At 71.2% G+C, this 21368-nt stretch carries 21 protein-coding genes; 14 read left to right on the top strand and 7 right to left on the bottom strand.

The window, feature by feature from the left end; all coding sequences use genetic code 11:
• The first annotated feature begins 45 nt into the window (after positions 1-45).
• Complete coding sequence (locus ACFWZ5_RS18605) at positions 46-591, top strand: hypothetical protein (RefSeq protein ID WP_384799537.1); 546 nt, start codon at positions 46-48, stop codon at positions 589-591.
• Positions 592-751: 160 nt separating this feature from the next.
• On the opposite strand, the gene ACFWZ5_RS18600 is transcribed toward ACFWZ5_RS18605, so the two are convergent.
• A complete protein-coding gene (locus ACFWZ5_RS18600; RefSeq protein WP_384799534.1) occupies positions 752-919 on the bottom strand; it encodes a hypothetical protein in 168 nt (55 codons plus the stop codon).
• Positions 920-1195: 276 nt separating this feature from the next.
• Between ACFWZ5_RS18600 and pdxS the strand changes: the two genes are divergently transcribed.
• The 11 genes from pdxS to ACFWZ5_RS18545 all read left to right on the top strand — a co-directional run bounded on the left by pdxS (position 1196) and on the right by ACFWZ5_RS18545 (position 13191).
• Positions 1196-2167 (top strand): pyridoxal 5'-phosphate synthase lyase subunit PdxS, encoded by a 972-nt coding sequence (gene pdxS / locus ACFWZ5_RS18595; protein ID WP_384799532.1) that lies wholly within the window; start codon positions 1196-1198, stop codon positions 2165-2167.
• A 7-nt stretch (positions 2168-2174) separates the two neighbouring features.
• Positions 2175-2783, top strand: coding sequence for a pyridoxal 5'-phosphate synthase glutaminase subunit PdxT (gene pdxT / locus ACFWZ5_RS18590; protein ID WP_384799529.1), 609 nt, complete (start codon positions 2175-2177; stop codon positions 2781-2783).
• Between the two features lie 49 nt (positions 2784-2832).
• A complete protein-coding gene (locus ACFWZ5_RS18585; RefSeq protein WP_384799526.1) occupies positions 2833-3585 on the top strand; it encodes a YebC/PmpR family DNA-binding transcriptional regulator in 753 nt (250 codons plus the stop codon).
• Positions 3586-3697: 112 nt separating this feature from the next.
• A complete protein-coding gene (ruvC, locus tag ACFWZ5_RS18580; protein WP_384799523.1) occupies positions 3698-4330 on the top strand; it encodes a crossover junction endodeoxyribonuclease RuvC in 633 nt (210 codons plus the stop codon).
• The gene (gene ruvA, locus ACFWZ5_RS18575; protein WP_384799520.1) at positions 4327-4938 is read left to right on the top strand and encodes a Holliday junction branch migration protein RuvA; all 612 of its coding nucleotides are present in this window, start codon (positions 4327-4329) and stop codon (positions 4936-4938) included. The genes ruvC and ruvA overlap by 4 nt, the downstream gene beginning before the upstream one ends.
• 37 nt (positions 4939-4975) lie before the next feature.
• Positions 4976-6082: a Holliday junction branch migration DNA helicase RuvB gene (ruvB, locus tag ACFWZ5_RS18570; RefSeq protein ID WP_384799517.1), complete on the top strand. Its 1107-nt coding sequence runs from the start codon at positions 4976-4978 to the stop codon at positions 6080-6082.
• A 177-nt stretch (positions 6083-6259) separates the two neighbouring features.
• Positions 6260-6727: a preprotein translocase subunit YajC gene (gene yajC / locus ACFWZ5_RS18565; RefSeq protein ID WP_384799514.1), complete on the top strand. Its 468-nt coding sequence runs from the start codon at positions 6260-6262 to the stop codon at positions 6725-6727.
• A 162-nt stretch (positions 6728-6889) separates the two neighbouring features.
• Complete coding sequence (gene secD / locus ACFWZ5_RS18560) at positions 6890-8740, top strand: protein translocase subunit SecD (protein ID WP_384799511.1); 1851 nt, start codon at positions 6890-6892, stop codon at positions 8738-8740.
• 1 nt (position 8741) lies between these two features.
• On the top strand, positions 8742-9875 hold the full coding sequence (secF, locus tag ACFWZ5_RS18555) for a protein translocase subunit SecF (protein ID WP_384799508.1): 1134 nt from the start codon (positions 8742-8744) through the stop codon (positions 9873-9875).
• On the top strand, positions 9872-10426 hold the full coding sequence (locus tag ACFWZ5_RS18550; protein WP_384799505.1) for an adenine phosphoribosyltransferase: 555 nt from the start codon (positions 9872-9874) through the stop codon (positions 10424-10426). The genes secF and ACFWZ5_RS18550 overlap by 4 nt, the downstream gene beginning before the upstream one ends.
• 200 nt (positions 10427-10626) lie before the next feature.
• Positions 10627-13191 (top strand): RelA/SpoT family protein, encoded by a 2565-nt coding sequence (locus ACFWZ5_RS18545; RefSeq protein WP_384799502.1) that lies wholly within the window; start codon positions 10627-10629, stop codon positions 13189-13191.
• A 102-nt stretch (positions 13192-13293) separates the two neighbouring features.
• Here the strand turns inward: ACFWZ5_RS18545 and ACFWZ5_RS18540 are convergent, their stop codons facing one another.
• Both ACFWZ5_RS18540 and ACFWZ5_RS18535 read right to left on the bottom strand, forming a co-directional pair.
• Positions 13294-14526, bottom strand: a complete 1233-nt coding sequence (locus tag ACFWZ5_RS18540; RefSeq protein WP_384806272.1) for a DUF349 domain-containing protein — start codon at positions 14524-14526, stop codon at positions 13294-13296.
• 142 nt (positions 14527-14668) lie between these two features.
• Positions 14669-15496 (bottom strand): peptidylprolyl isomerase, encoded by an 828-nt coding sequence (locus tag ACFWZ5_RS18535; protein ID WP_384890856.1) that lies wholly within the window; start codon positions 15494-15496, stop codon positions 14669-14671.
• Between the two features lie 208 nt (positions 15497-15704).
• Between ACFWZ5_RS18535 and ACFWZ5_RS18530 the strand changes: the two genes are divergently transcribed.
• Both ACFWZ5_RS18530 and hisS read left to right on the top strand, forming a co-directional pair.
• Positions 15705-16418 carry an MBL fold metallo-hydrolase gene (locus ACFWZ5_RS18530; RefSeq protein WP_384806268.1) on the top strand — a complete coding sequence of 238 codons (714 nt, stop codon included), beginning with the start codon at positions 15705-15707 and terminating at the stop codon, positions 16416-16418.
• Between the two features lie 15 nt (positions 16419-16433).
• A complete protein-coding gene (gene hisS / locus ACFWZ5_RS18525; protein WP_384806266.1) occupies positions 16434-17696 on the top strand; it encodes a histidine--tRNA ligase in 1263 nt (420 codons plus the stop codon).
• Between the two features lie 71 nt (positions 17697-17767).
• On the opposite strand, the gene ACFWZ5_RS18520 is transcribed toward hisS, so the two are convergent.
• The 4 genes from ACFWZ5_RS18520 to ACFWZ5_RS18505 are packed head-to-tail and all read right to left on the bottom strand — an operon-like array spanning position 17768 to position 21292.
• Positions 17768-18391: a response regulator gene (locus tag ACFWZ5_RS18520; RefSeq protein ID WP_384806402.1), complete on the bottom strand. Its 624-nt coding sequence runs from the start codon at positions 18389-18391 to the stop codon at positions 17768-17770.
• Positions 18388-19584 (bottom strand): sensor histidine kinase, encoded by a 1197-nt coding sequence (locus ACFWZ5_RS18515; protein ID WP_384806404.1) that lies wholly within the window; start codon positions 19582-19584, stop codon positions 18388-18390. The genes ACFWZ5_RS18520 and ACFWZ5_RS18515 overlap by 4 nt, the downstream gene beginning before the upstream one ends.
• Positions 19581-20429 (bottom strand): ABC transporter permease, encoded by an 849-nt coding sequence (locus ACFWZ5_RS18510; protein ID WP_384806400.1) that lies wholly within the window; start codon positions 20427-20429, stop codon positions 19581-19583. The genes ACFWZ5_RS18515 and ACFWZ5_RS18510 overlap by 4 nt, the downstream gene beginning before the upstream one ends.
• Entirely contained in the window at positions 20426-21292 is an 867-nt protein-coding gene (locus tag ACFWZ5_RS18505; RefSeq protein ID WP_384806398.1) for an ABC transporter ATP-binding protein, read from the bottom strand. The genes ACFWZ5_RS18510 and ACFWZ5_RS18505 overlap by 4 nt, the downstream gene beginning before the upstream one ends.
• Positions 21293-21368 lie beyond the last annotated feature (76 nt).

Below are 21368 nucleotides of genomic sequence, written 5' to 3'. Positions count from 1 at the left end.
GCGCCGAAAATCCGGCACCACATCCGGGCGGTAGCCTAGGCGCCTGTGACCTCCACTTTGATCTGGATCGCGGCTGCCCTCTTCGCGATCGGCCTCTACCTGAGCTGGACCGCGGGACGCCTCGACCGGCTGCACGCGCGCATCGACGCGGCCCGCGCCGCACTCGACGCGCAGCTGCTGCGCCGCGCCTCGGTCGCCCAGGAGCTGGCCACCTCCGGAGTGCTCGACCCGGCCGCGTCGATCGTCCTGTACGAGGCGGCGCACGCGGCGCGGCAGGCGGAGGAGGAGCACCGCGAGGTCGCCGAGAGCGAGCTGAGCCAGGCGCTGCGCGCGATCTTCGGAGAGGCCCAGCAGGTCGAAGCGGTGCGCGAGGCGCCCGGCGGTGAAGAGGCCGCGAGCGAGCTGGCCGCGGCCGTGCGCCGCGTACCGATGGCACGGCGGTTCCACAACGACGCCGTACGCGCGGCCCGCGCGCTGCGCCGCCACCGCAAGGTCCGCTGGTTCCGGCTCGCCGGGCACGCGCCGTTCCCCATGGCGGTGGAGATGGACGACGAGCCCCCGGCGGCGCTGGCGGACCGCTCCGCGGCTTAGGGCGTGTCTTTCGGATCAGGCCGGGCCCGCGACGCCTGGTACGGCACCTCGCCGCGTTGTCGCACCGCCCGAGTACGCCCAGTACGAGGACGATGCTCCGCCTTGCGATGCACCGCACCAGACGCCGCGGGCTGATCCGGCCTGATCCGAAAGACACGCCCTAGTCGGGTCTGGTGCCGCCGCGTTTCTTGCGGACCAGCTTGGCCACTTCCTCGCCCCACATGCCCAAGGACACGGCCGCGAGCAGCCAGAAAGGCGCCATCCACCAACGCAGTCCCTGCGTCAGGAAGTCCCAGACGGCGGACACCGGCAGGACGAGGTTCGTCACTGCCCCGTGCGTGTCCCACCACGTGTCCAGCCGTCGTGCGCCGCGCCTGATCGGCGCCACCGCTGCCCGCGCCCCGTCCCGCACCCTCCGCGCCCCTTTCGGCATTCCGCAAGGGTGGGCCACCCGGTGGCCTCCGGGAAGTGGTCACCCAGAGTGCCCCAGTCGTCACTGGACCGCACTCGGCGCGGTAAAACGAGCCACCGCCTCACCATTGGCCCTTGCTGTGGCCTGGTCCCCGGGCGTTTGCTCGGGGCAGCGGAAACGCCGCGGCCCCCGATGGCCGACGCCCCGCCACAGCTTCGTCTCCACCGAGTGAGGTCACCCGTGTCCAGCACGCTCTCCAGCACCCCCCAGTCCGCCGACGCCCCCGCGACCGGCACCGCCCGCGTGAAGCGCGGCATGGCCGAGCAGCTCAAGGGCGGCGTGATCATGGACGTCGTGACGCCGGAGCAGGCCAAGATCGCCGAGGACGCGGGCGCCGTCGCCGTCATGGCCCTGGAGCGCGTCCCGGCCGACATCCGCAAGGACGGCGGCGTGGCCCGCATGTCCGACCCGGACATGATCGAGGGCATCATCAGCGCGGTCTCGATCCCGGTGATGGCCAAGTCCCGGATCGGCCACTTCGTGGAGGCCCAGGTCCTGCAGTCCCTCGGCGTGGACTACATCGACGAGTCCGAGGTGCTCACCCCGGCCGACGAGGTCAACCACTCCGACAAGTTCGCCTTCACGACCCCGTTCGTCTGTGGCGCCACCAACCTGGGCGAGGCCCTGCGCCGCATCGCCGAGGGCGCCGCGATGATCCGCTCCAAGGGCGAGGCCGGCACCGGCAACGTCGTCGAGGCGGTCCGCCACCTGCGCCAGATCAAGAACGAGATCGCCAAGCTGCGCGGCTTCGACAACAACGAGCTGTACGCCGCCGCCAAGGAGCTGCGCGCCCCGTACGAGCTGGTGCGCGAGGTCGCCGAGCTCGGCAAGCTGCCGGTCGTCCTGTTCTCCGCCGGTGGCGTCGCCACCCCGGCCGACGCCGCCCTGATGCGCCAGCTCGGCGCCGAGGGCGTCTTCGTCGGCTCCGGCATCTTCAAGTCCGGCGACCCGGCCAAGCGCGCCGCCGCCATCGTGAAGGCCACCACCTTCTACGACGACCCCAAGGTCATCGCGGACGCGTCCCGCAGCCTCGGCGAGGCCATGGTCGGCATCAACTGCGACACCCTGCCCGAGGCCGAGCGCTACGCGAACCGCGGCTGGTAAGCACCCGATGAACGACACACCCGTGATCGGTGTCCTGGCCCTCCAGGGCGACGTACGGGAGCACCTGATCGCCCTGGCCGCGGCCGACGCCGTGGCCAGGCCGGTCCGGCGCCCCGAAGAGCTCGCCGAGGTCGACGGTCTGGTCATCCCCGGTGGCGAGTCCACCACCATCTCCAAGCTGGCCGTCCTCTTCGGCCTGATGGAGCCCCTCCGCACGCGCGTGCGCGCGGGAATGCCGGTCTACGGCACCTGCGCGGGCATGATCATGCTCGCCGACAAGATCCTCGACCCCCGCTCGGGCCAGGAGACGTTCGGCGGCATCGACATGATCGTGCGCCGCAACGCCTTCGGGCGGCAGAACGAGTCCTTCGAGTCGGCGGTGGACGTCAAGGGCGTCGAGGGCGACCCTGTAGAGGGCGTCTTCATCCGCGCCCCCTGGGTCGAGTCGGTCGGCGCGGCGGTCGAGGTGCTCGCCGAGCACGACGGCCACATCGTCGCCGTACGCCAGGGCAACGCGCTCGCCACGTCCTTCCACCCGGAACTGACGGGCGACCACAGGGTCCACGGCCTCTTCGTGGACATGGTCCGGGCCGAGCAGGGGCAGCGGTCCTTGTAGGATCTCTGACGTTCGTTACTGAGGTTGGTTACGCGAAGGAGACAGGCAGATGTCCGGCCACTCTAAATGGGCTACGACGAAGCACAAGAAGGCCGTGATCGACGCCAAGCGCGGCAAGCTCTTCGCGAAGCTGATCAAGAACATCGAGGTCGCGGCCCGCACCGGCGGCGCCGACCTGGACGGCAACCCGACGCTCTTCGACGCCGTGCAGAAGGCCAAGAAGCAGTCGGTGCCCAACAAGAACATCGAGTCCGCGCTCAAGCGCGGCGCGGGCCTGGAGGCCGGCGGCGCCGACTACGAGACGATCATGTACGAGGGCTACGGCCCCAACGGCGTCGCGGTGCTCATCGAGTGTCTGACGGACAACCGCAACCGCGCGGCGTCCGAGGTCCGCGTCGCCATGACCCGCAACGGCGGCTCCATGGCCGACCCGGGCTCCGTGTCGTACCTGTTCAACCGCAAGGGCGTCGTGATCGTCCCCAAGGGCGAGCTGACCGAGGACGACGTCCTGGGCGCGGTCCTGGACGCCGGTGCCGAAGAGGTCAACGACCTGGGCGAGTCCTTCGAGGTGCTCAGCGAGGCCACCGACCTGGTCGCGGTCCGCACCGCGCTCCAGGAGGCCGGGATCGACTACGACTCGGCGGACGCCAACTTCGTCCCGACCATGCAGATCGAGCTGGACGAGGACGGCGCCCGGAAGATCTTCAAGCTGATCGACGCCCTCGAGGACAGCGACGACGTGCAGAACGTCTTCGCCAACTTCGACGTCTCCGACGACGTGATGGCGAAGGTCGACGCCTGACAGCGAGTCAGTGAGTGAGCGACGGGCCGGCGGGACACACCCCGTCGGCCCGTCGCTTTGTCAGTGGCACCCGATAGCCTGCACAAACAGGCGATCGAAGAAGGGGGGATCGGTGCGGGTACTCGGCGTGGACCCGGGGCTGACCCGGTGCGGTGTCGGCGTCGTCGAGGGCGTCGCGGGACGACCGCTCACGATGCGCGGCGTCGGCGTCGTACGCACGCCGGCGGACGCCGAGCTCGGCCACCGCCTGGTCGCCATCGAGCAGGGCATCGAGCAGTGGCTCGACGAGCACCGCCCCGAATGCGTCGCCGTGGAGCGCGTCTTCAGCCAGCACAACGTGCGTACGGTCATGGGCACGGCCCAGGCCAGCGCCGTAGCGATGCTCTGCGCGTCCCGGCGCGGCATCCCCGTGGCGCTGCACACGCCCAGCGAGGTCAAGGCCGCCGTCACCGGCAGCGGCCGCGCCGACAAGGCCCAGGTCGGGGCGATGGTCACCCGCCTCCTGCGGCTCGACGCGCCGCCGAAGCCCGCCGACGCGGCCGACGCCCTCGCGCTCGCCATCTGCCACATCTGGCGCGCCCCCGCGCAGAACCGCCTCCAGCAGGCCATCAAGGACCAGCAGGCCGCCCAGCGGCCGCCATCCCCGTACGCGGCGGACTCCCCCCGCGCGGCGAGCGCACCGCGCACCGCGGCATCGAGGACCGCAGCGAACACCCCGCACGCACCGAAAGGCCGTACCGCATGATCGCCTTCGTCAGCGGCCCGGTCGCCGCCCTCGCCCCGGACACCGCCGTGGTCGAAGTGGGCGGCGTGGGCATGGCCGTCCAGTGCTCTCCGGGCACACTCTCCGGCCTCCGCGTCGGCCAGCACGCCAAGCTCGCCACGTCCCTGGTGGTCCGCGAGGACTCCCTCACGCTGTACGGCTTCGCCGACGACGACGAGCGCCAGACCTTCGAGCTGCTTCAGACCGCGAGCGGCGTCGGCCCGCGCCTGGCCCAGGCCATGCTCGCCGTGCACAGCCCAGACGCGCTGCGCCGCGCCGTGGCCACCGGCGACGAGAAGGCGCTCACCGCCGTGCCCGGCATCGGCAAGAAGGGCGCCCAGAAGCTGCTCCTGGAGCTGAAGGACCGCCTCGGCGAGCCCCTCGGCACCGGCGGCCCGGCGATCGGCACCCCCGTGACCCAGGGCTGGCGCGAGCAGCTGCACGCCGCGCTCATCGGCCTGGGGTACGCGACGCGGGAGGCCGACGAGGCGGTCACCGCCGTCGCCCCGCAGGCCGAGGCGGCCGGCGGCACCCCCCAGGTCGGCCAGCTCCTCAAGGCCGCACTCCAGACCCTGAACCGCACCCGCTGACCGCAAGCCCCCTGCACACCACCGCGAGGCACACCGCATGAACTGGGACGACACGACCGACGAGCCGACGGCCGCAGCCAGCGCGGCCGAGCGATTCGTCGACCCCGCCGCGGAGCGCCTCGTGGGCGCGGTCGCCGACGGCGAGGACCAGGCGGTCGAGGCCGCCCTGCGCCCCAAGGACCTGGGCGAGTTCATCGGCCAGGAGAAGGTCAGGGAGCAGCTCGACCTCGTGCTGCGCGCCGCCCGCGCCCGCGGCGCCACCGCCGACCACGTCCTGCTCTCCGGCGCCCCCGGCCTCGGCAAGACCACACTCTCGATGATCATCGCCGCCGAGATGGCCGCCCCGATCCGCATCACCAGCGGCCCGGCCATCCAGCACGCGGGCGACCTCGCCGCCATCCTGTCCTCGCTCCAGGAGGGCGAGGTCCTGTTCCTCGACGAGATCCACCGCATGTCCCGGCCCGCCGAGGAGATGCTGTACATGGCGATGGAGGACTTCCGGGTCGACGTCATCGTCGGCAAGGGCCCGGGCGCCACCGCCATCCCGCTGGAGCTGCCGCCGTTCACGCTGGTCGGCGCCACGACCCGCGCGGGCCTGCTTCCGCCCCCGCTGCGCGACCGCTTCGGCTTCACGGCCCACATGGAGTTCTACGAACCGGCCGAGCTCGAGCGCGTGATCCACCGCTCCGCGCACCTGCTCGACGTGGAGATCGACACGGCGGGCGCCGCCGAGATCGCCGGGCGGTCCCGCGGCACCCCGCGCATCGCCAACCGCCTGCTGCGCCGCGTGCGCGACTACGCCCAGGTCAAGGCCGACGGCGTGATCACCCAGGAGATCGCGGGCGCGGCCCTGAGCGTGTACGAGGTCGACACCCGCGGCCTCGACCGGCTCGACCGCGCCGTCCTCGAAGCGCTCCTGAAGCTCTTCGGCGGGGGCCCGGTCGGCCTGTCGACGCTCGCCGTCGCCGTGGGGGAGGAGCGCGAGACGGTCGAGGAGGTGGCCGAGCCCTTCCTGGTGCGCGAGGGACTGCTCGCCCGCACCCCGCGCGGCCGGGTCGCGACGCCCGCGGCCTGGGCCCACCTCGGCCTGACTCCACCCCGCCAGGGGGGCGGAAACGGCCAGCAGGACCTGTTCGGTACGTGAGGTGGCTCGGATCGGCGCGGAGAGTCGCACCGGCAGGAACTGCGGTGCCATGCTGAGCGTTGTTCGTTAGGCGCGGACTCGCTTAGACTCCGCCGATGCCGCCTTTACAGGCAGCGCCGCCCACCCCCATCCATCAGGCCGCCTCACCACGCGGTCGTGCGAAGGAAACTCCGTCCCGTGAATATCGTGACCCTCCTCCCGTTCATCGTGCTCATCGGGGCCATGTTCCTGATGACCCGGTCCGCCAAGAAGAAGCAGCAGGCGGCCGCCCAGATGCGCAACGACATGACGCCTGGCACCGGCATCCGCACCATCGGCGGCATGTACGCCACCGTCAAGGAGGTCCACGACGACTCGGTCCTCCTTGAGGTGGCCCCGGGAGTCCACGCGGTTTACGCGAAGAACTCCATCGGCGCTGTCCTGGACGACGACGAGTACAACCGCATCGTGCACGGCGCGGAGCCCGAGGACGACACCCCGGTGGTGCCGGACGACGCTTCCTCCCTCACCGAGACCGACGAGACCGACGAGCCCGTGTCTGACGACTCGCGCATCGACCTCGGCAAGAAGGACGCGGCCGATGAGGCCCCCGAGGCCGACGACGCAGAGCCGAAGAAGACCGACGGCGAGTCCGGCGCGAAGTAGTCACGGCAGGGGGCTCGTGCGCCCGCTCGCGCACCGCGGCCCCCGCCACAGGTGATTTCGCGCCGCGTCTCGACACAACTTCATGGCCGCCTGCCCGGGATCCCCGCTCGGCGAAGGTCGGGGGGAGCCGCGGGCCGACGGTTGGACAGGGAGAACGAGAAGGTGGCAGCACCCAAGAAGGGCCGAAGGCAGGGCACCCAGGGGAAACCGGGTCGCACCCTGGTCTTCATCCTGATCGCCCTGGTGGCGCTCACCGGGGGGATGTTCCTCTCCGGGCACACCACGCCCCGCCTCGGCATCGACCTCGCCGGTGGTACGAGCATCACGCTCCAGGCGAAGAACGAGCCGGGCCAGAAGAACGCGATCAACGAGACCAACATGAACACGGCTGTTGACATCATCAACAAGCGTGTCAATGGTCTGGGTGTCTCCGAGGCCGAGGTCCAGACCCAGGGCTCCGAGAACATCATCGTCAACATCCCCAAGGGCATGAACGCCACGCAGGCGCGCAAGCAGGTGGGCACCACCGCGCAGCTGTACTTCCGGCCCGTCCTCGCCCAGCAGCCGAGCACCGGCCCCGTCGACGGCGGCAAGGGCAAGGGCGACAAGGGGAAGGGCGACAAGGGCGACAAGGACCAGAAGGACAAGCCCAGCTCGTCCCCGTCCCCGAGCGGCAGCGACAAGGACGGCGACAAGTCCAAGGACGACAAGTCCACGGACCAGTCGTCCTCGCCCACCTCGTCCCCCACGACCCAGGGCCGCGCCGTCACCGACGCCCTGAAGGCCGACCCCACCCCGTCCACGACGCCGTCCGGCAAGGCAAAGGACGGCAAGAAGGACGACGGCAAGAAGGACGAGCCGCCGGCGCCCCCGGCCGACGACACCCCCTCCGCCCAGCTCCAGCAGCAGTTCGCGACGCTGGACTGCACGGACAAGATGGCCCGCGTCAAGGCCAAGGAGGGCGTCAAGCCGTCCGACCCCGTCGTCGCCTGCGGCCAGAACAAGGACGGCAGCTGGGACAAGTACATCCTCGGACCCTCCGAGGTCAGCGGCAAGGAGGTCGACGACGCCAAGGCGCTGTTCGACCAGCAGGGTGCCGCCGGCTGGAAGGTCACGATGAGCTTCTCCGGCAAGGGCACGAAGCAGTTCGCCGACATCACCGGCAAGCTCGCGGGCAAGCAGCAGCCGCAGAACGAGTTCGGCATCGTCATGGACGGCGAGGTCGTCTCCGCGCCCTACGTCACCAGGGCGCTGACCACCGGCGAGGCCGAGATCTCCGGCAGCTTCGACCAGGACGAGGCCAAGGACCTGGCGAACATCCTGTCGTACGGCGCGCTCCCGCTGACCTTCAAGGAGCAGAGCGTCACCACGGTCAGCGCGGCCCTCGGCGGCGAGCAGCTGCGCGCCGGCCTGATCGCGGGCGCCATCGGCCTCGCGCTCGTCATCATCTACCTGGTGTCGTACTACCGCGGCCTGGCCATGATCGCCATCGCCAGCCTCGGCGTCTCCGCGGCGCTCACGTACACGATCATGACGCTGCTCGGCCCGACGATTAAGTTCGCGCTGAACCTCCCGGCCGTCTGTGGCGCGATCGTCGCCATCGGCATCACCGCGGACTCCTTCATCGTCTACTTCGAGCGTATAAGGGACGAGGTCCGCGAGGGCCGCACGCTGCGGCCCGCCGTCGAGCGCGCCTGGCCGAGGGCGCGGCGCACCATCCTGGTGTCGGACTTCGTGTCGTTCCTCGCCGCCGCGGTGCTCTTCATCGTCACCGTCGGCAAGGTCCAGGGCTTCGCGTTCACGCTCGGCCTGACCACGCTCCTCGACGTCGTGGTGGTGTTCCTCTTCACCAAGCCGCTGATGACGATCATGGCCCGCAAGAAGTTCTTCGCGAACGGCCACAAGTGGTCCGGTCTCGACCCGAAGCGGCTCGGCGCCAAGCCCCCGCTGCGCCGCTCGCGCCGTACGAGCGCCCCCGCCGCCCCCGTCGACTCGAACCCGAAGGAGGCGTGAGATGTCGAAGCTCGGCAATCTCGGCGCCCGGCTCTACCGCGGCGAGGTCGGCTACGACTTCGTCGGCAAGCGCAAGATCTGGTACGCGATCTCGATCCTGATCACCATCACGGCCTTCGTCGCCCTGATGGTGCGGGGCCTGCACATGGGCATCGAGTTCGAGGGCGGCGCCGTCTTCAACACACCGAAGACCAGCGTCTCGGCCGCCAAGGCCGAGGAGGTCGCGCAGGACGCCTCCGGCCACCAGGCCATCGCCCAGCGGCTCGGCAACGACACCCTGCGCATCCAGATCAGCGGTGTCGACACCGACAAGTCCGACCAGATCAAGGCCGAGCTCGCCAAGGAGCTCGACATGAAGGCGGACGACATCAACGCGGACCTGGTGGGTCCGAGCTGGGGTGACCAGATCGCCAACAAGGCCTGGCAGGGCCTGGCGATCTTCATGGTCCTCGTCGTGATCTACCTGGCCATCGCCTTCGAGTGGCGCATGGCCATCGCCGCGCTGATCGCGCTGATCCACGACATCACGATCACCGTCGGCATCTACGCGCTGGTCGGCTTCGAGGTCACGCCGGGCACGGTGATCGGCCTTCTGACGATCCTCGGTTACTCGCTGTACGACACGGTCGTGGTCTTCGACAGCCTCAAGGAACAGTCGAAGGACATCACCAAGCAGACCCGCTTCACCTACAGCGAGATCGCCAACCGTTCGATCAACGGCACGCTGGTGCGCTCGATCAACACCACGGTCGTGGCGCTGCTCCCGGTGGCCGGCCTGCTGTTCATCGGCGGCGGCTTCCTCGGCGCCGGCATGCTGAACGACATCTCGCTGTCGCTCTTCGTCGGTCTCGCCGCGGGCGCGTACTCCTCGATCTTCATCGCCACCCCGCTGGTCGCCGATCTCAAGGAGACCGAGCCGCAGATGAAGGCCCTGAAGAAGCGGGTGCTCGCCAAGCGCAGGGCGGCGGCCGCCAAGGGCGAGTCCGCCGAGACCCCCGCACCGGACGCCGACGAGGCGCCGGACGAGGCGCCCGCGCAGGACGCCGCGGCCGCGGTGGTCGGCCCGCGCTCGGGCCCGCGCTCCCAGCCCTCCCGCAACCGCGGCCGCGGCCGCCCGTCGGGGAAGCGCCGATGACCGAGACCAGAGAGCGGGGCATCGAGGAGCTGCTGCTCAGCCGCATCCGTGACGTGCCGGACTACCCGACGCCCGGCGTGATGTTCAAGGACATCACGCCGCTGCTCGCCGACCCGGCGGCGTTCGCGGCCCTCACCGACGCACTCGCGGACCTGAGCGCCCGGCACGGCGCCACGAAGATCATCGGCCTGGAGGCGCGCGGCTTCATCCTGGGCGCCCCGGCGGCGCTGCGCGCCGGGCTCGGCTTCATCCCCGTACGCAAGGCGGGCAAGCTCCCCGGAGCGACCCTCAGCCAGGCGTACGACCTGGAGTACGGCAGCGCCGAGATCGAGGTGCACGCCGAGGACCTCGCCGCGGGCGACCGCGTCATGGTCATCGACGACGTCCTCGCCACCGGCGGCACCGCCGAGGCGTCGCTGCGGCTGATCCGCCGCGCCGGTGCCGAGGTGGCCGGTGTGGCGGTGCTGATGGAGCTGGGCTTCCTGGGCGGCCGTGAGCGGCTGGTTCCCGCTCTGGACGGCGCCCCCCTGGAGGCGCTCCTCACGGTCTGAGTGCTCGGAGCGTTCTGAGGCGGCGGCGCGGAGGCATCCGCGCGCACGGAGGCGGGCCCGGTTGGAATCCGGCGCCCGCCTCCGGTGTTTCTCCAGTACAGAGCCGTCTCACCGGCCGAAGGCGAGCCACGGGCCCAGGATCGATACCATGGGCACTTCGGGACCTGACCGGGGGACCCGATCGCGCACAGGGAGCGCTCTTGCCAGACGAGTCCCAGCCACTTGCCGCCGCCAAGTCCGCCAAGCAGGCAGAGCGGGCCGCGACGCCCGCCGCCACGCCCGCGCAGCAGGCGCAGAGCGCGCCCGGAGCGACCCCCGCGCCCGGCGGCACGTCGACGCACGGCGGGGCGCCCACGCACGGCGAGCGGAGCGAGGCGCCGGCCGACAAGGCCCGCCCCAAGCCCCCGCCCGAGCACCGCCCGGCCCCGCCGCCCGGCACGCGCTCCGCCTCCGGCAAGCCCGAGCGCTCGGGCTCCTCCAACCGCGTCCGCGCCCGCCTCGCCCGTCTCGGCGTCCAGCGCTCGAACCCGTACAACCCGGTGCTCGAACCGCTCCTGCGGATCGTGCGGAGCAACGACCCCAAGATCGAGACGTCGACCCTCCGCCAGATCGAGCGCGCCTACCAGGTCGCCGAGCGCTGGCACCGCGGCCAGAAGCGCAAGAGCGGCGACCCGTACATCACGCACCCGCTGGCCGTCACCACGATCCTCGCCGAGCTCGGCATGGACCCGGCGACGCTGATGGCGGGCCTGCTGCACGACACCGTCGAGGACACCGAGTACGGCCTCGACACCCTCAAGCGCGACTTCGGCGACCAGGTCGCCCTGCTCGTCGACGGCGTCACCAAGCTGGACAAGGTCAAGTTCGGCGAGGCCGCGCAGGCCGAGACCGTGCGCAAGATGGTCGTCGCCATGGCCAAGGACCCCCGCGTCCTGGTCATCAAGCTCGCCGACCGCCTGCACAACATGCGCACCATGCGCTATCTCAAGCGCGAGAAGCAGGAGAAGAAGGCCCGCGAGACGCTGGAGATCTACGCTCCGCTGGCGCACCGCCTGGGCATGAACACCATCAAGTGGGAGCTGGAGGACCTCGCCTTCGCGATCCTCTACCCCAAGATGTACGACGAGATCGTGCGCCTGGTCGCCGAGCGCGCGCCGAAGCGCGACGAGTACCTGGCCATAGTGACCGACGAGGTCCAGGCCGACCTGCGCGCCGCCCGCATCAAGGCCACCGTCACCGGCCGGCCGAAGCACTACTACAGCGTCTACCAGAAGATGATCGTCCGCGGCCGTGACTTCGCGGAGATCTACGACCTGGTGGGCATCCGCGTCCTCGTCGACACGGTCAGGGACTGCTACGCGGCGCTCGGCACCGTGCACGCGCGATGGAACCCGGTCCCCGGCCGGTTCAAGGACTACATCGCGATGCCCAAGTTCAACATGTACCAGTCGCTGCACACGACGGTGATCGGCCCCAACGGCAAGCCGGTCGAGCTGCAGATCCGCACGTTCGACATGCACCGCCGCGCCGAGTACGGCATCGCCGCGCACTGGAAGTACAAGCAGGAGGCCGTCGCGGGCGCCTCCAAGGTGCGCACCGACGCGCCCAAGTCGTCCGGCAAGAAGGACGACCACCTGAACGACATGGCGTGGCTGCGCCAGCTGCTCGACTGGCAGAAGGAGACCGAGGACCCGGGCGAGTTCCTGGAGTCGCTGCGCTTCGACCTGTCGCGCAACGAGGTCTTCGTGTTCACCCCGAAGGGCGACGTCATCGCGCTGCCCGCGGGCGCCACTCCGGTGGACTTCTCGTACGCGGTCCACACCGAGGTCGGCCACCGCACCATAGGCGCCCGGGTCAACGGCCGGCTCGTGCCGCTCGAATCGACCCTGGACAACGGCGACTTGGTGGAGGTCTTCACCTCCAAGGCCGCGGGCGCCGGGCCGAGCCGCGACTGGCTGAGCTTCGTCAAGTCGCCCCGCGCACGCAACAAGATCCGCGCCTGGTTCTCCAAGGAGCGCCGCGAGGAGGCCATCGAGCAGGGCAAGGACGCCATCGCGCGCGCCATGCGCAAGCAGAACCTGCCGATCCAGCGCATCCTCACCGGCGACTCCCTCGTCACGCTCGCGCACGAGATGCGCTACCCCGACATCTCGTCGCTGTACGCGGCGATCGGCGAGGGCCACGTCACGGCGCAGAGCGTCGTGCAGAAGCTCGTCCAGGCCCTCGGCGGCGAGGAGGCCGCCAACGAGGACATCGCCGAGAGCGCGCCGCCCTCGCGCGGCCGCACCAAGCGCCGCTCCAGCGCCGACCCGGGCGTCGTCGTCAAGGGCGTCGACGACGTATGGGTCAAGCTGGCCCGCTGCTGCACGCCCGTGCCCGGCGACCCCATCATCGGCTTCGTCACGCGCGGCAGTGGCGTATCGGTTCACCGCAGCGACTGCGTCAACGTGGAGTCGCTGTCCCGCGAGCCCGAGCGCATCCTCGAGGTCGAGTGGGCGCCCACCCAGTCCTCGGTGTTCCTCGTCGCCATCCAGGTCGAGGCCCTCGACCGCTCGCGCCTGCTCTCCGACGTCACGCGCATCCTCTCGGACCAGCACGTGAACATCCTGTCGGCGGCCGTCCAGACCTCCCGCGACCGCGTCGCCACCTCACGGTTCACCTTCGAGATGGGCGACCCGAAGCACCTCGGGCACGTCCTGAAGGCGGTCAGGGGAGTCGAGGGCGTGTACGACGTGTACCGCGTGACCTCGGCCCGCAGGCCGTAAACCGTCTCCCACGTGCCGTAAACCGTCTCCTACGGAGAGGGGCTCCCGTACGCGATGTACGGGAGCCCCTCTCCGTAGAGACCGGAAAAGCCGGGAGACGGCTCAGCCGCCGAACTCCTCAAGGCCCTTGAGCGCCTGGTCGAGCAGCGCCTGACGGCCGTCCAGCTCCTTCTGGAGCTTGTCCGCCTTCGCGTTGTTGCCCGCCGCGCGCGCGGCCTCGATCTGGCCCTTCAGCTTGTCCACGGCGGCCTGGAGCTGACCTGTCAGGCCCTCGGCCCGGGCCCGGGCCTCAGGGTTCGTACGGCGCCACTCGGCCTCCTCGGAGTCCTGCAGGGCCCGCTCCACGGCGTGCATGCGGCCCTCGACCTTCGGCCGGGCGTCGCGCGGGACGTGGCCGATGGCCTCCCAGCGCTCGTTGATGGAGCGGAACGCCGCGCGGGCCGTCTTCAGATCCGTGACCGGAAGGAGCTTCTCGGCCTCCTCGGCCAGCTCCTCCTTCAGCTTCAGGTTCTCCGACTGCTCCGCGTCGCGCTCGGCGAACACCGCGCTGCGCGCCGCGAAGAAGACGTCCTGGGCGCCGCGGAAGCGGTTCCACAGGTCGTCCTCGTGCTCCCGCTGGGCGCGGCCCGCCGCCTTCCAGTCGGTCATCAGCTCGCGGTAGCGCGCGGCCGTCGGCCCCCAGTCCGTCGAACCCGACAGCGCCTCGGCCTCCGCGACCAGCTTCTCCTTGGCCTTGCGGGCCTCCTCGCGCTGCGCGTCCAACTGCGCGAAGTGCGCCTTGCGGCGCTTGGAGAACGCCGAGCGGGCGTGCGAGAAGCGGTGCCACAGCTCGTCGTCGGACTTGCGGTCGAGGCGCGGCAGCCCCTTCCACGTGTCCACGAGCGCCCGCAGGCGCTCGCCCGCGGCCCGCCACTGCTCGCTCTGCGCGAGCTCCTCGGCCTCGGCGACCAGGGCCTCCTTGGCGTGCCGTGCCTCGTCCGACTGCTTCGCCTTCTGCGCCTTGCGCTCCTCGCGGCGCTCCTCGACGGCCGCGACGAGCTTGTCGAGGCGCTTGCCCAGGGCCTCCAGATCGCCCACGGCGTGCGCCTCGTCGACCTGCTGGCGCAGGTGGTCGATGGCGGTCGTCGCGTCCTTGGCCGACAGATCGGTCGTCTGCACCCGGCGCTCGAGAAGTCCGATCTCGACGACCAGACCGTCGTACTTGCGCTCGAAATAGGCCAGGGCCTCGTCGGGAGATCCTGCCTGCCACGAACCGACCACTCGCTCGCCGCCGTCGGCCGTACGCACGTACACGGTCCCCGTCTCGTCGACGCGGCCCCACGGGTCGCTGCTCACAGCGCCTCCTCCACATGATGCCTGCACAAGGCCACGGGCCCCCGGCATCGTCCACAGTTTCGTCACCGCCAACATAGGCGACCGGCGGGGCGGCTGTCCGCATCCAGCGCGGGCGAAATTCGCCTACGACGGGTCGCTCCGGTCAGGACTTGCGGACGGTCGCCTTGTCGATGACCACCGTCGCGTTCGGCGCCCCGTCACCCCCGCCGGTGCTCTCGCCCGCGGTGGCGATCTTCTTCAGGACCTTCATGCCGGACGCCGACACCGTCCCGAACGGTGTGTAGTCGGGCGGCAGCTGACTGTCCTGGTAGACGAGGAAGAACTGGCTGCCGCCGGTGTCGCGGCCCTTCTTCGTATCGGCCTTGTAGCGGTTCGCCATGGCCACCGTGCCCGCCGGATACACATTGCCCCGCAGGCGCTTGTCCTTCAGGTTCTCGTCCGGGATCGAGTAGCCGGGGGTGCCCTCGCCGGTGCCCTTCGGGTCGCCGCACTGCAGGACGTTGACGGTGCCCGCGGTGAGCCGGTGGCACCTGGTGTGGTCCAGGTACCCCTTGTTCACCAGGAAGTCGAAGGAGTTGACGGTCCGCGGGGCCTTCGCCGCGTCCAGGTCGATGTCGATGTCGCCGCAGGTCGTGCTGAGCTTCATCGCGTACGCGGCCGACTTGTCGATGGCCAGCTTCGGCTCCTTCTTGAAGCTGAGCGGCTTGACCTTGCCGGGCGCGGCCTTGCGGCAGGGGTCCTTGGGCTTGCTCGGCGTCGGGTCCGCGGCCGCGTCGTCGCTCTTGGAGCCCCCGTCGTCGAAGGCGCCCGCGGCGTACGACACGGCGCCGCCGGCCACGATCACCGCGAGCGCGCCCGCGATCACGGCGTTGCGCGCCCGCCGCCTGCGCCGCGCGGCCTCCCGCCGCTGCTGCTGCCGCAAGAACTTCTCCCGCGCGAGCTGCTTGCGCCGCTGTTCCTGGCTGACCACCGGGTCCACTCCTCGCCTAAGCCGTCGGCGCGCGGCACGACCGGCCGCGCGTGCCCCGTACCGTATACGGGTTGGCTGTGGAATCGGCAGCGCCGGTAGGCTCTGAACTGCCGCAATCTCCGCCGGCGCCACCGCGCCGACGCCGAGTGCCCGGACGACTGCCCAGACAACAGCCCAGACGACAGCCCAGACGAAGCGAAGGACGATCGTGCTCATTGCCGGGTTTCCCGCCGGGGCCTGGGGGACCAACTGCTACCTGGTCGCCCCCGCCGCGGGCGAGGAGTGCGTGATCATCGACCCGGGGCACGAGGCCGCCCCGGGCGTCGAGGAAGCGCTCAGGAAGCATCGGCTCAAGCCCGTCGCCGTCATCCTCACGCACGGCCACCTCGACCATGTCGCCTCGGTCGTCCCGGTCTGCGGCGCGCACGACGTGCCCGCCTGGATCCACCCCGAGGACCGGTACATGATGAGCGACCCGGAGAAGGCCCTCGGCCGCTCCATCGGCATGCCGCTCATGGGCGAGCTGACCATCGGGGAGCCCGACGACCTCCGTGAGCTGTCGGACGGCGCGGGACTCCAGCTCGCCGGGCTCGAATTCTCCGTCGCGCACGCCCCGGGCCATACGAAGGGGTCGGTGACCTTCCGGATGCCCGAGACCCCCGACATCCCGTCGGTGTTCTTCTCGGGCGACCTGCTGTTCGCCGGCTCCATCGGACGCACCGACCTGCCCGGTGGCTCCCACACCGAGATCCTCGACTCGCTGGCCCGCGTGTGCCTGCCGCTCGACGACTCGACCGTGGTGCTTTCGGGCCACGGCCCCCAGACGACCATCGGCCAGGAGCGCGCCACCAACCCGTATCTGCGGCAGGTGGCCGCCGGCCCGGGCGCGGACCCCACGTCCGCCCCTCGACGAGGAATCTGACGAGAGACTTCTGAAGTGAGCACCTTCAAGGCCCCCAAGGGCACGTACGACCTGCTTCCGCCCGGCTCCGCGACCTATCTCGCGGTGCGCGAGGCGATCGCCGCGCCGCTGCGCAACTCCGGATACGGCTACATCGAGACGCCCGGCTTCGAGAACGTCGAGCTCTTCGCGCGCGGTGTCGGTGAGTCCACCGACATCGTCACCAAAGAGATGTACGTCTTCGAGACCAAGGGCGGCGACAAGCTCGCGCTGCGCCCCGAGACCACCGCCTCCGTGCTGCGCGCCGTCCTCGAGGCCAACCTGCACAAGGCGGGCAACCTCCCGGTCAAGGTCTGGTACTCCGGCTCGCAGTACCGCTACGAGCGCCCCCAGAAGGGCCGCTACCGTCACTTCTCGCAGGTCGGCGCCGAGGCGATCGGCGCCGAGGACCCGGCGCTCGACGCCGAGCTGATCGTCCTGGCCGACCAGGCGTACCGCTCCCTCGGCCTGAAGGAGTTCCGCATCCTGCTGAACTCGCTCGGCGACAAGGAGTGCCGCCCGGTCTACCGCGCGGCCCTGCAGGACTTCCTGCGCGGGCTCGACCTGGACGAGGAGACCCGCCGCCGCATCGACATCAACCCGCTGCGCGTCCTCGACGACAAGCGCGCCGACGTGCAGAAGCAGCTCGTGGGCGCGCCGATGCTGCGCGACTACCTGTGCGACGCGTGCAAGACGTACCACGAGCAGGTGCGCGAGCTCCTGACGGCGGAGGGCGTCGCCTACGAGGACGACCCGAAGCTGGTCCGCGGGCTCGACTACTACACGCGCACCACCTTCGAGTTCGTCCACGACGGCCTCGGCTCGCAGTCCGCGGTCGGCGGCGGCGGGCGCTACGACGGCCTGTCCGAGATGATCGGCGGCCCCGCGCTGCCGTCGGTCGGCTGGGCGCTCGGCGTGGACCGCACGGTGCTCGCCCTGGAGGCGGAGGGCGTCGCCCTGGACCTGCCCGAGGCCACCAGCGTGTTCGCGGTGCCGCTGGGCGAGGAGGCCCGGCGCGTGCTGTTCTCCAAGGTGACCGAGCTGCGCAGGGCGGGCGTCGCGGCGGACTTCTCGTACGGCGGGAAGGGCCTGAAGGCGGCCATGAAGGCGGCGAACCGCTCCGGCGCGCGGTACGCGATTGTCGCAGGCGAGCGGGACCTCGCCGAGGGCGTCGTCCAGCTGAAGGACATGGAGTCCGGCGAGCAGGAGGCCGTCGCGGTGGACGAGATCGTGGCGGTTCTCCAGGGCAAGCTGGCGTAATCAAGCCCCTCCGGCGTTTGAGGAGCGGGGTCCGGGGCGGAGCCCCGCGACCTCGCTCCCTGCGAGGGGACTCAGTCCAGCAGGCCGAGGCGCAGCGCATGCGTCACCGCCGCTGTGCGGTCGTCCACCCCCAACTTCCCGAAGACCCGCAGCAGATGCGTCTTCACCGTCGACTCGGCGACGTGCAGCCGCCGCCCGACCTCCGCGTTCGTACACCCCTCCGCGACGAGCCGCAGCACCGCGACCTCGCGCGCCGAGAGCCGGGGGCGCTCGGGCCTGGCCCGCAACTGGTCGACCAGGCGCGCCGCGACGGACGGCGCGAGGACGGTCTCGCCGCGCGCGGCGGCCCGCACCGCGTCCGCCAGCTCGCCACGGGCCAGGTCCTTGAGGAGATAGCCCGCGGCGCCCGCCTCCACGGCGCGCAGGATGTCGCGGTCCGTCTCGTACGTGGTGAGGACGACGACCCGGCAGGGCAGGCCCGCGGCGGCCATCCGCTGGATCGATTCGACGCCGCCACCGCCGGGCATCCGCAGGTCCATCAGGACGATGTCGGGCCGCAGTTCGGCGGCGAGCGCCTCCGCGCGGGGGCCGCTCGACGCCTCGGCGACGACGTCCAGGTCGGGCTCGGCGCTGAGCATGGCGCGCAGCCCCTCGCGCACGACGGGGTGGTCGTCGGCCAGCAGGACGCGGATCACGTCGGGGTCCTCTCGGGTACGGGGAGCGAGACGGTGACGGTGGTGCCGTCGCCCGGGGCGCTGGTCACGTCGGCGGTGCCGCTGACTTCGGCGGCGCGGGCGCGCAGGCCGCGCAGGCCGAAGCCGTCGTGCGGCGCGCCGGCGTCGAAGCCGCACCCGGTGTCGCGCACCGCGAGCGTCAGGGCCCCCTCTCCGTAGGCGAGCGTGACGGTCGCCGTGGCGTCGGGGCCCGCGTGCTTGCGTACGTTGGCCAGGGCCTCCTGGCAGGCGCGCAGGGCCACGACTTCGAGCCCCGGGGGCAGTGGCCGGGCCGTGCCGGTGACCGCGACGTCGGCGGGGTGCCGGGCGGCCAGGCGGCGCAGCGCGTCCGGCAGGGAGCCGCCGTCGAGGTCGGCGGGGGCGCGCCCGGCGACCAGGGCGCGGGCCTCGGCGAGGTTCTGGCGCGCGGTGTCCGCCATCAGGTCCAGATGGCGGCGGGCTCCCGGAACGTCCCGCTCCAGCTCGGCGTCGACGGCCTGGGCCAGCATCAGGACGCTGGTGAAGCCCTGGGCGAGCGTGTCGTGGATCTCGCGGGACATGCGCTCGCGCTCGGCGAGGGCGCCGCGTTCCGCGGAGAGGCGGGCGATCTGCTCGCGGCTCGCGTCCAGTTCGGCGATCAGCGCGGCCCGCTCCTTGCTCTGGTCGATGACCCGGATGATCCAGGTGCCGAGGACCGCGGAGAAGACGAGCGTGACCACGGCGAACACGACGTTGAAGAACACGTCCTGCGCGTCGACCCGCCACAGCAGCGCCCAGCCCGTCACCGGTGCGAGGTTGATCACGGCGACGGCGACGAGCGCCCGCGGCACCCGCAGGGTCATGAAGCACTGCGGCACCAGCGCGAACGTCATCAGGCGGGTCTCGCCGACCAGGACGCCCGGGGGCAGGAACAGGGCGACGGTGCCCGCGATGCAGTACAGGGCCCGCCGCTCGTCGCTCCGCTCGGCCGTGAGGACGGGGCGCCCGAAGGCCACGTACCAGGGCACGAGCAGGACGAGCAGCCCGGCCGCGGCTACGCGGACCGGCAGCCCCGGGTGGGCGGTGCCGAGCACGAACACCAGGGTGGCCAGCCACACGACCGCGAAGTAGCAGTCCCAGAGCGCGAAGCCGCGGTCCCACCGGTCCCGGTCGCGCGCCCCCTCCCGGCCCGTCATCCGTCGCGCCGGGTCTTCCAGCGAAAGGTCAGCAGACACAGGGCCAATCCTCCGACGCACCAGGCGGCGAGCACCAGCGCGATACGCCCGTACTCCCAGCTCCCGGCCTGTTCGAGGACCTGCGCGGACTCGGGCAGGAAGACGCCGCGGAAGCCCTGGCACATCCATTTCAGCGGGAACAGGGCGCCGATGGTCAGCATCCAGTCGGGGATGGTGTCGATGGCGATGTAGACGCCGGAGATGAACTGCAGCACCAGGAACGGCAGGACGACCACGGACGAGGCGCTGCGCCCGGACTTGGGGACGCTGCTGATCGCGACGCCGAGCAGCGCGCAGCCGGTCAGGCCGAGGATCAGGATCCAGCCGAAGGTCGCCCACTTCGCGGCGGACGTGGGCAGGTCGACGTCGAAGAAGACCGCGCCGACGACCAGGAGCGCCGCCGTCTCGAGCAGTCCGGTGACGAGGACGAGCCAGATCTTTCCCAGGAAGTACGCGGCCGGGGGCATCGGTGTGCCGCGCAGTCGGCGCAGCACCTTCTCGTCGCGCTCGATGGCGATCGAGATGCCGAGGGACTGGAAGCTCGTCGACATCAGGCCCGCGGCGATCATCGCGGCGACGTACAGCTGGGACGCGGTGACCCCGGCGCCCGCCACGTCGTCGCTGAAGATCGACGCGAACAGGAAGAGGAAGACGATCGGGAACGCGAAGGTGAAGAGGGCCTGTTCGCGTTGGCGGAAGAACTGCTTCAGCTCCAGGGCGCCCCGCTGGAGGCCGAGCCCCCAGGCGCCGGGGAGCCGCTCGGCCGCGGGGCGGGTCTCCCGGGGCGTGGCCGTCGGGGCCGTCACTCGCCGTCCTCCTGTCCGGTCAGGTGGAGGTAGACGTCCTCCAGGGTGGGGCGGTCGACGCGCAGGCCCGGGATCTCGTCGTCGAAGCGGGCCATGAGCTCGGCGAGGGTCCGGGTGGGCTCGGGGGTGCGTACGTCACGGGGGGTGCCGTCGGGCTCGGTCCACTGGACGACGGCCTCGCCTCCGTAGTGGCGGCGCAGCGCGTCGGGCCCGCCCTCGGCGACGACCCGGCCCCGTGCGATCACGGCGAGGCGGTGGGCGAGCGCCTCCGCCTCCTCCAGGTAGTGGGTGGTCAGGACGATGGTCGTGCCCTGGTCGGCGAGCTCACGGATGACGGTCCAGAACTGTCTGCGCGCGGCCGGGTCGAAGCCCGTGGTCGGCTCGTCGAGGAGCAGCAGGCGCGGGTTGCCGATGACGCCGAGTGCCACGTCGAGGCGGCGCCGCTGTCCTCCGGAGAGTGCCTTGACGCGGCTGTCCGCCTTCTCCTGGAGGCCGACGAGCTCGATGACGTCCTCCGGAGAGCGCGGTTTCGGGTAGTAGCGGGCGAAGTGGCGCACGGTCTCGCGGACGGTGAGCTCGGCGGGCGCGGACTCGTCCTGCCACACGATGCCGATGCGTGCGCGCAGGGCACGCCCCGCCGTGCCGGGGTCGGCGCCGAGCACGGACACCTCGCCCGCGTCACGCGTGCGGTGGCCCTGGAGGATCTCGACGGTGGTGGTCTTGCCCGCGCCGTTGGGGCCGAGGATGCCGAAGATCTCGCCGTGCTCGACCGCCAGGTCCACGCCGTCGACGGCGGTCACGTCCCCGTAGGCCTTGCGCAGTCCCCGCACGGCGACGGCCAGTTGCTGCTCGTCTGTCGTCATGGCGTCGAGACTTCCGCCGCGCCGAACGCCGGGGGACCTCCATGCGTACCCACTGATGTCCGTCGAACGATGGACA

This window comes from Streptomyces sp. NPDC059003 (assembly GCF_042740445.1).
In the GTDB taxonomy this organism is placed as follows: Bacteria; Actinomycetota; Actinomycetes; order Streptomycetales; family Streptomycetaceae; genus Streptomyces.
Note: the sequence above shows the minus strand (reverse complement) of the source record. Positions and strands in the feature narration are given on the sequence as shown.

Coding starts and splice junctions, on each gene's coding strand:
- pdxS (WP_384799532.1), top strand. CDS start 1,196: ATGGCCGACGCCCCGCCACAGCTTCGTCTCCACCGAGTGAGGTCACCC.
- pdxT (WP_384799529.1), top strand. CDS start 2,175: ATGAACGACACACCCGTGATCGGTGTCCTGGCCCTCCAGGGCGACGTA.
- ACFWZ5_RS18585 (WP_384799526.1), top strand. CDS start 2,833: ATGTCCGGCCACTCTAAATGGGCTACGACGAAGCACAAGAAGGCCGTG.
- ruvA (WP_384799520.1), top strand. CDS start 4,327: ATGATCGCCTTCGTCAGCGGCCCGGTCGCCGCCCTCGCCCCGGACACC.
- ruvB (WP_384799517.1), top strand. CDS start 4,976: ATGAACTGGGACGACACGACCGACGAGCCGACGGCCGCAGCCAGCGCG.
- secF (WP_384799508.1), top strand. CDS start 8,742: ATGTCGAAGCTCGGCAATCTCGGCGCCCGGCTCTACCGCGGCGAGGTC.
- ACFWZ5_RS18550 (WP_384799505.1), top strand. CDS start 9,872: ATGACCGAGACCAGAGAGCGGGGCATCGAGGAGCTGCTGCTCAGCCGC.
- ACFWZ5_RS18515 (WP_384806404.1), bottom strand. CDS start 19,584: ATGACGGGCCGGGAGGGGGCGCGCGACCGGGACCGGTGGGACCGCGGC.
- ACFWZ5_RS18505 (WP_384806398.1), bottom strand. CDS start 21,292: ATGACGACAGACGAGCAGCAACTGGCCGTCGCCGTGCGGGGACTGCGC.